This window comes from Fictibacillus fluitans, assembly GCF_030418125.1.
Lineage (GTDB): Bacteria > Bacillota > Bacilli > Bacillales > Fictibacillaceae > Fictibacillus_C > Fictibacillus_C fluitans.
Genome location: NZ_JAUHTR010000047.1, coordinates 1 through 363 on the forward strand (window position 1 = coordinate 1; position 363 = coordinate 363).

Genomic DNA, 363 nt, shown 5'->3' on the forward strand with positions numbered 1-363 from the left:
TAGAGTGACCTAATTAAATGAGACAAAGGAAAAAACACCCCCATGGTCGTATTTACAATTATCGACAAAGTGGAGGTGTTTTTCTCATGGAGAGAAAAAAGAAGGCTTATTCAGAAGAGCTAAAGAGAGAAGTGATTCGTCTTAAATTAACAGGCAAATATACCAACCAGGAACTGATGAATCAATTTGGAATTAAGAATCGGACCCAAATTAAAACGTGGATGAAGTGGTTTCGAAATGGGGAGGAACAACGATTAGCCCAACCGATTGGAAAACAATATACCTTTGGGAAAGGACCCGAAGAAATAAGTGAGCTTGAACAGCTTAAACGAAAGATAGCCATTTATGAGATGAGAGAAGAAC

The 363-nt window shown here is 38.0% G+C and carries 1 protein-coding gene; it reads left to right on the forward strand.

The features are described 5' to 3' along the window. Positions 1-86: 86 nt before the first annotated feature. Positions 87-363 (forward strand): helix-turn-helix domain-containing protein (locus QYB97_RS25130; RefSeq protein ID WP_301168720.1); only part of this gene is annotated, 277 nt, incomplete at its 3' end.